The following is a 7,004-nucleotide window of genomic DNA, read 5'->3' as shown; positions in this document are numbered from 1 at the left end:
GGCTGCGATCTTTTGATCTTTTAACCATGAAACAGCAAAAACAGCAGCACCAGATTCACCAGCAACGACACCAGCGCCAACGTCCGCCAGACTTTCAGCGGTTCGCGCTCCAGCAACGGTCTGGGGCGCACGCTCAAACTGCGGCGTTCTCCCTGTTCCAGTAGCAACAACCATTCTTCCGCTGTTTCAAAGCGCTGATCCGGAGCTGCCGCCACTGCGCGCTCCAGACTTTGCGCAATCCATTCCGGCAGGTCGGGCCGGTAGCGACTGGCGCTGACAGGCACACCAAACCGAGGGCGCTGGAATGCTTCGATTTCGCCGTAGGGATAATGCCCCGTCAGCAGGTAATACAAGGTCACGCCGACCGCATACAAATCCTGTTGTGGTGTAGGAGGATCGCCTCGAAAGGCTTCCGGCGCGATATAGCTGGGCGTTCCGGGCAGGGCGCAAGCTTGATCTTCGGACAGACCGGGGCAGTAGGCGAGGCCAAAATCCAGCAAGCGCAGCTCACCGTCGTCCCCCAGCAGCAGGTTCTCCGGTTTGATATCGCGATGCAGAATTTGCCGTCGATGCAAGATGCCGATGGCCCGCAGCAGACGTTCGGCCAGGTCCAGCCATTGAGCCAATGGCAGCGTTGCGACACGCTCATGCAGCTCAGCCAAGGTAGACCCGGAGTATTCCCGCATCACGTAGTACAAATGCTGACGCTGACTGGCGGCATGGACTTCAGGAAAATGCCGCCCGGCCACCCGTTTGAGAAACCATTCCTCCGACAACAATGCCTGCCCGGCCTGATGATCGTCACGGAGCGCAGCGGGCAAGGTTTTCAGCAGCCAGGGCTGTTGTTGTGCGTCGCGCACCCGGTAGAGCAGCGATTGCTGGCTCTGGCCGAGGATCCCTTCGACCTGCCAGCCTTCGAACGTCTGGCCCGGTTTCAGCGCAGGCGGGAGTGGCCATTGCTGCAGATGAATCAGCGCGTCGCCAATGCTGGTTTCACCGAGGGCATCGACCCGCACCAACAGGGCGCTGGCGTTGTCCTGACTGCCGGCCAGGTGCGCAGCGTTGACTAGGGTCTGCGCGGCACTGTTCAGGTCGGGTTGATCGCGCAGAATCGCTGCAATGGCCGTGTCGCCCAGCACGGCCCAGATGCCGTCGCTGAGCAGCACGAAACTCTCGTTCAGGCGCAGTTCACCATCGAGAAAGTCCAGCACCAGGTGTTGATCCAGCCCAAGGGCCCGTTTGAGCACATGCTGCATGCCCGGCTGGTCCCAGACGTGATCCTCGCTCACCCGTTGCAGCGTGTCGGCGTGCCAGCGATAAACCCGGCAATCGCCGACATGCGCCAGGGTGAAACGCCGGCCGCGCATCACCAAGGCACTGACCGTGGTCAGCAGCGGTTGCCCGCCGCCGTTAGCCTGCAACCAGCGATTTTGCGCCAGTAGCAGACGGTCCAATGCCTGGGCGACACCCCAGGTTTCCGGGGTGGCGTAGTAGTCCAGCGCCAAGGCCTGCAAGGTCGAACGGGCCGCGAGACCGCCATCGGCACATTGGCTGACGCCGTCGGCGATGGCGAACAGGTAACCCTTGCTCGCCGCCAGCGCCGGGGCCGGAGTGACCAGGCGCAGAGCGTCCTGGTTCTCCTCGCGGGGGCCGATGGCGCTGTGTTCGGCGAAGCTCAGTTGCAGGCTCATTCAGTCCTCACACCCGTGCTGCGGTAACGGCTGCCGAACCCCAAGTGGTTCTCCAGCGACGTTTCACACCGTGCAGACCGAACCAGGCAAGTACGCCGAGGCTGGCGAACAACCACAAGGCCAGTTGATAGCTGCCAGTGCTTTGCTTGATCGCTCCCATGCCGGCCGCCAGTGCGAAGCCACCGATGCCGCCAGCCATGCCAATCAGGCCGGTCATCACACCGATCTCCCGACGAAAACGCTGTGGGACCAACTGGAATACCGCACCGTTTCCTGCACCCAAACCGAGCATGGTGCAGACGAAAAGCGCCAACGCGGCGTAGGAACTCGGCAGATTGAAACCTACCGTTGCAATGCAGATCGCTGCCACGGTGTACATCGCAAGCAAAGTGCGAATCCCGCCGAAGCGATCCGCCAGCGCGCCACCCAACGGACGCATCAGGCTGCCACCGAACACACAAGCAGCAGTGTAGTAGCCGGCAGTCACCGGGCTCAGGCCGTATTGGTCGTTGAAGTAACCGGGCAGGGCGCTGGCCAGACCGATGAAACCGCCAAAGGTCACGCTGTAGAAAAACATGAACCACCAGCTGTCGCGGTCACCCAGGGCCTTGAAATAGTCAGACACGGACTTGGCTTTCGGGCGCTCGGGTGCATTTTTGGCCAGCCAGGTGAAGACGATCAGGGTCAGGACCAGCGGGATCAGGGCGAAGCCGAACACGTTGCTCCAGCCAAATGCGGCAGCCAGCACCGGGGCGATCAAGGCGGCCAGCACGGTGCCCGAGTTACCGGCACCGGCGATGCCCATGGCTTTGCCTTGGTGTTGCGGCGGATACCATTGCGAGGCCAACGGCAGGGCGACGGCGAAGGACGCACCGGCCATGCCGAGGAACAGGCCCAGCAACAGTGCGTGCTCGTAACTGTGGATGCCGACTTTCCAGGCGACGAACAGGGCGCAGATGACGATCACCTGGCCGATGATCCCGGCGGTTTTTGGCGACAGGCGATCAGCCAGCAGGCCCATCGCAAAGCGCAATACGGCACCTGCCAGAATTGGCGTGGCCACCACCAGCCCGCGCTGTTGGGTGGTCAGGTGCAGATCAGCGGCGATCTGCACCGCCAGAGGGCCGAGCAGGTACCAGACCATGAAGCTCAGATCGAAATAGAGGAAGGCTGCGAACAGTGTCGGGGTATGGCCGGATTTCCAGAAGCTTGAATTCATCGCGCACCTCAGCTGTCAGGCGTATCAAGAAGGAGTCATGAGCTTGCAGGTGGGGCGCCGCAACGGCCGCACCACCGGCCCCGGTCTCTGGGGCCAAAACGGAAAAACGCCGCTACCCGATCCGCCAGGGGGCGAATGAGGTGAGCGACGTCTTCGTCGTAGGTGGGGCAACCGCCGTTGGTTACCTTGCAGTGATTTACTTAGCGAGATTTGTGCCAACACGTGAGATCGCGTTGTGGCCATTCGCGGGCAAGCCTCGCTCCTACGGGTTTTGTGGTGAGTTCAGATGTTGTAAACGACACAAAACCTGTAGGAGCGAGGCTTGCCCGCGAAGGCGTCAGCACAGGCTCCGCAAGGCCTCAGCCAAGCAACTCACTCATGGCAATAATCTGCTCCGCCACCTGTATCAGCTTCTGCTGGCGGCTCATGGCCTGGCGGCGCATCAGGGTGTAGGCCTGTTCTTCGTTGCAGTCCTTCATCTTCATCAGCAGCCCCTTGGCCAGCTCGATGCGTTTGCGCTCGGCCAGTTGCTGGTCGCGAGCGTGCAGTTGCGCGCGCAGGGCTTGGTCGCTTTCAAAGCGCGCCATGGCCACGTCGAGAATCGGCTGCAGGCGTTGTGCGTGAATGCCTTCGACGATGTAGGCACTGACGCCGGACTTGATCGCCCGGCGCATCACGTCGGGGTCGTGCTCGTCGGTGAACATCACAATCGGCCGTGGTTGGTCGCGGGTCACCAGCACCACTTGCTCCATCACATCGCGGCTCGGTGACTCGGTATCGATCAAAATCACGTCCGGACGCACCGTTTCGACGCGCGCGGGCAGGTCTATGGTCAGGCCGGACTCGTCGATGACCTCGAACCCGGCTTCGGTCAGAGCCGCCTTCAGGCGCCCGACTTTTTTCGCTGTGTCATTGATCAGCAGGATACGCAACATATTCGCAGGCTCCTGTCAGCGGCTGGCGAGAAGGGGAGCGCTGTCGCTCATGGCGTGCAGCGTGAAGCTGCGGGCATAGCCGGCCGGGTCCGAGCCGTCCCAGACTTTGCCGTCGATCAGTTGACTGCTGCGCATTTCCTGACTCCGGGCAGGCACACCGACAGCAGTGGCGGCCTCACGGTATAAGTCTAGTTGCTGGACCTGACGGGCCACGCCGAGGTAATCCGGGTCGTCACGCAACAATCCCCAGCGCCGGAACTGGGTCATGAACCAAATACCGTCGGACAAATACGGCAGATTGACCTCGCCACCACCGTGGAAACGCATGGCGTGTGGGTCTTGCCAGCGATTCCCCAGACCGTCGGCGTAATCACCGAGCAAGCGTGGTTCGATGCAATCGAGCGGTGCATCCAGATATTCCGGCGCACTCAACAGTTGCGCGGTGCTGTGGCGATTTTCGTGGCTGGCTTCGATGAATCGGCTGGCTTCGAGGATTGCCATCACCAATGCCCGTGCGGTGTTGGGGTATTGCTCGACAAAGGCGCGGGTGCAGCCGAGGACTTTTTCCGGGTGATCGGGCCACAGGGTCTGGCTGGTGGCCATGGTAAACCCGAGATTCTGCTGCACCGCACTGGCCGCCCACGGCTCGCCGACGCAGAAACCGTCGATGCGCCCGGCTTGCAAGTGCGCGACCATTTGTGGCGGCGGCACCACCACGCTGTCGACATCCTGCAACGGATGAATGCCCTGACTCGCGAGCCAGTAATACAGCCACATGGCGTGGGTGCCCGTAGGAAATGTCTGGGCGAAGGTCAGTTTTGGGCGACTTTGGTGCACGTGACGATCGAGTGCTTCAGGACTGGTCACACCCAGGGCCTGCAAGCCGTGGGAGAGGTTGATGCTCTGGCCGTTCTGGTTCAGGCCCATGAGCACGGCCATGTCGGTGGAGGCTACGCCGCCGATGCCCAGGTGCACGGCATAGATCAGGCCGTACAGGCTGTGGGCGGCGTCGAGTTCGCCGCTGACCAGTTTGTCCCGCAGGTTGGCCCAGGATGACTGGCGCTTGAGGTTCAGAGTCAGGCCATAAGGTTGGGCAAAGCCCTGAGTGGCGGCGACTACCACTGAAGCGCAGTCGCTCAGGGCCATGAAGCCGAGGTTGATTTCAGTCTTTTCCGGGGCATCGCTGCCGTTGACCCAGGCCAGAGGGCCGGCTGATGGTTCGTTCATCGATTTCGCACCTTCCAAAAAAAAGCGTCGTCCCAAGGCCCTTGCGTGGGCAAAGCCGGGTGACGACGCCATTGTCCTTCCACTCATCCCGCCGTTGGCATGAGTGCTGATGCCTGTAATTGGTGCAAGGCATATGCCATCGCCGGCTGATTTTGTTGCGCGCCTCGCCTGTGGACCCGATGCACGGCTATAATCGCCGCCTCTCATCGCCAACCGAGTCAAGCCTGCCCATGTACACCCTGGCCCGTCAGCTGCTGTTCAAACTTTCCCCGGAAACCTCCCACGATCTGTCCCTGGACCTGATCGGCGCGGGCGGGCGTTTGGGCCTTAACGGTTTGCTGTGCAAGGCACCGGCGAAACTGCCGGTAACGGTCATGGGCCTGGAGTTCCCGAACCCGGTGGGTTTGGCGGCCGGTCTGGACAAGAACGGTGCGGCGATCGATGGTTTTGCCCAATTGGGTTTCGGTTTTGTCGAAATCGGCACCATTACGCCGCGACCGCAACCGGGCAACCCGAAACCCCGGATTTTCCGCTTGCCGGACGCCGAGGCGATCATCAACCGCATGGGTTTCAATAACCTCGGCGTCGATCATTTGCTCGCTCGCGTGGCGGCGGCCAAGTACAAGGGCGTGCTGGGCATCAACATCGGAAAAAATTTCGATACGCCGGTTGAGCGTGCGGTCGATGACTACCTGATCTGCCTGGAAAAGGTCTATGCCCACGCCAGCTATGTGACGGTCAACGTCAGCTCGCCGAACACCCCGGGCCTGCGCAGCCTGCAATTCGGTGATTCGCTCAAGCAATTGCTCGCCGACCTGGCCACCCGCCGGGCGGAACTGGCCTTGCGCCATGGCAAGCATGTGCCGCTGGCGATCAAGATCGCGCCGGACATGAGTGACGAAGAAACCGCTCAAGTCGCCCAGGCGTTGATCGAAACCGGGATGGATGCGGTGATCGCCACCAACACCACCCTGAGCCGCGTTGGCGTCGAAGGCATGGAACATGGTGACGAGGCGGGCGGGTTGTCTGGCGCACCGGTTCGCGACAAGAGCACTCACACTGTGAAGGTGCTGGCGGCGGAACTGGCCGGTCGCTTGCCGATCATTGCCGTGGGCGGTATCACCGAAGGCAAGCACGCGGCTGAGAAAATCGCCGCGGGTGCGAGTTTGGTGCAGATTTACTCTGGCTTTATCTATAAAGGCCCGGCGCTGATTCGTGAATCGGTGGATGCCATAGCGGCCCTGCGCTGAAGATTCATCTGCGGCGATGAGGATTAACTGTGGCGAGGGAGCTTGCTCCCGCTGGGCTGCGAAGCGGCCCCAAAACCAGTCAATCAGGTGTGTCAGGTAAAACACAGTTGCAGGGTTTACGACTGCTTCGCAGCCGAGCGGGAGCAAGCTCCCTCGCCACAAAAGCGCTCTTGTAACGGATATACGGGCATAAAAAAGGGCTCCTCGAAGGAGCCCCTGGGCCGAAGCCCGCCGTCCGGATGGGACGTGCGTGGTTAAGTCGTTGCGTAATCAGATTGTCGTGTCGGAGTGTGTGCCCTGTATTAGCCGACGGCGTGAAGTTCGTTGAGTCTGTGGATTCCCGCAGTGCCGGTCATACCGTCCCAGTTGTCGCCGCGTCCTTCTCGCCAGCCATTGATCCAGGCTTGGCGTACCGACGGTAGAGTAAAAGGGCAAAGCTCACGGGATTTACCACCAACGCCATATTGATATCCGCGCAAAAATGCTCTTTCCAACGGATCACGCTTAAGTCTTCTCATAGGGTGTTGCCCTCACTTGTTGACTGTATGTATCGCGTCGACCTCAATCGAGGTCAGGCAGAAAAATTCTGCCGTTGGTGGCTCGCTGCCGGCGTCGCGAGCCAAGGTGTTGACGCCGTTGCGACGTCAACCTGAGTTGAGTTCTAACCAATGCGTCACACCGA

Annotated in this window: 6 protein-coding genes; 1 reads left to right on the top strand and 5 read right to left on the bottom strand. The window is 61.1% G+C overall.

Annotated elements, in window-relative coordinates:
• Positions 1-20: 20 nt before the first annotated feature.
• From PMI18_RS22920 to PMI18_RS22935, 4 genes are all read right to left on the bottom strand, one after another.
• The gene (locus tag PMI18_RS22920; protein ID WP_007896981.1) at positions 21-1,691 is read right to left on the bottom strand and encodes a bifunctional protein-serine/threonine kinase/phosphatase; all 1,671 of its coding nucleotides are present in this window, start codon (positions 1,689-1,691) and stop codon (positions 21-23) included.
• Positions 1,692-1,698: 7 nt separating this feature from the next.
• Positions 1,699-2,910: a nitrate/nitrite transporter gene (locus PMI18_RS22925; protein ID WP_007896979.1), complete on the bottom strand. Its 1,212-nt coding sequence runs from the start codon at positions 2,908-2,910 to the stop codon at positions 1,699-1,701.
• A gap of 359 nt (positions 2,911-3,269) precedes the next feature.
• On the bottom strand, positions 3,270-3,845 hold the full coding sequence (locus tag PMI18_RS22930) for an ANTAR domain-containing response regulator (protein ID WP_007896978.1): 576 nt from the start codon (positions 3,843-3,845) through the stop codon (positions 3,270-3,272).
• Between the two features lie 15 nt (positions 3,846-3,860).
• Positions 3,861-5,072 (bottom strand): CmpA/NrtA family ABC transporter substrate-binding protein, encoded by a 1,212-nt coding sequence (locus tag PMI18_RS22935; protein ID WP_007896976.1) that lies wholly within the window; start codon positions 5,070-5,072, stop codon positions 3,861-3,863.
• Between the two features lie 230 nt (positions 5,073-5,302).
• Between PMI18_RS22935 and PMI18_RS22940 the strand changes: the two genes are divergently transcribed.
• Complete coding sequence (locus PMI18_RS22940; RefSeq protein ID WP_007896974.1) at positions 5,303-6,322, top strand: quinone-dependent dihydroorotate dehydrogenase; 1,020 nt, start codon at positions 5,303-5,305, stop codon at positions 6,320-6,322.
• 302 nt (positions 6,323-6,624) lie between these two features.
• On the opposite strand, the gene rmf is transcribed toward PMI18_RS22940, so the two are convergent.
• Positions 6,625-6,840 carry a ribosome modulation factor gene (rmf, locus tag PMI18_RS30090; RefSeq protein WP_003223300.1) on the bottom strand — a complete coding sequence of 72 codons (216 nt, stop codon included), beginning with the start codon at positions 6,838-6,840 and terminating at the stop codon, positions 6,625-6,627.
• Between the last annotated feature and the right edge of the window lie 164 nt (positions 6,841-7,004).

Origin of the sequence: Pseudomonas sp. GM102, assembly GCF_000282555.1 — a bacterium.
Classification (GTDB): Bacteria; Pseudomonadota; Gammaproteobacteria; order Pseudomonadales; family Pseudomonadaceae; genus Aquipseudomonas.
This window is presented reverse-complemented; position numbering and strand designations above follow the sequence as displayed.

What these genes read in the sequence shown, in the direction of transcription:
- PMI18_RS22920 (WP_007896981.1), bottom strand. Translation starts at nt 1,691, where the DNA reads ATGAGCCTGCAACTGAGCTTCGCCGAACACAGCGCCATCGGCCCCCGC.
- PMI18_RS22925 (WP_007896979.1), bottom strand. Translation starts at nt 2,910, where the DNA reads ATGAATTCAAGCTTCTGGAAATCCGGCCATACCCCGACACTGTTCGCA.
- PMI18_RS22930 (WP_007896978.1), bottom strand. Translation starts at nt 3,845, where the DNA reads ATGTTGCGTATCCTGCTGATCAATGACACAGCGAAAAAAGTCGGGCGC.
- PMI18_RS22935 (WP_007896976.1), bottom strand. Translation starts at nt 5,072, where the DNA reads ATGAACGAACCATCAGCCGGCCCTCTGGCCTGGGTCAACGGCAGCGAT.
- PMI18_RS22940 (WP_007896974.1), top strand. Translation starts at nt 5,303, where the DNA reads ATGTACACCCTGGCCCGTCAGCTGCTGTTCAAACTTTCCCCGGAAACC.
- rmf (WP_003223300.1), bottom strand. Translation starts at nt 6,840, where the DNA reads ATGAGAAGACTTAAGCGTGATCCGTTGGAAAGAGCATTTTTGCGCGGA.